The following is a 417-nucleotide window of genomic DNA, read 5'->3' on the forward strand; positions in this document are numbered from 1 at the left end:
GCCGTTGATGGTGACAGTGATTTTCTGCTCGCTGCCATCGACGCTATGGACGATTAAGGTATCGGTTAGGTGTTCACCGGATTTCAGCCCCTGAATGGCGGCTTGCGAGTTATCGGCGGTGTAGGTCCAGTGGCCATGCTCGTTGATAGTGAGGCTGCCAAACTGACCTTGTAACGAGCTGGCGGTAAATTGGTTTTGTCCGCTGTCAGCATCGGTGACGGTGAGCGCGCCATCGACCCTCAGTTGTCCCTGATACTGGCCTCTATCTTCGGTCACTGTCCCCGTTGAAGTGCCGCCGATCACGGCTCTGTCGTCGGTACCGTTGATGGTGACAGTGATTTTCTGCTCGCTGCCATCGACGCTATGGACGATTAAGGTATCGGTTAGGTGTTCACCGGATTTCAGCCCCTGAATGGC

The 417-nt window shown here is 55.2% G+C and carries 1 protein-coding gene; it reads right to left on the reverse strand.

Translation table 11 applies throughout. From position 1 onward, the window contains the following. On the reverse strand, window positions 1-417 hold a 417-nt coding region (locus DB48_RS14330), incomplete at both ends, for a VCBS domain-containing protein (RefSeq protein WP_041510919.1).

It is taken from the genome of Shewanella sp. cp20 (genome assembly GCF_000832025.1).
Classification (GTDB): domain Bacteria; phylum Pseudomonadota; class Gammaproteobacteria; order Enterobacterales; family Shewanellaceae; genus Shewanella.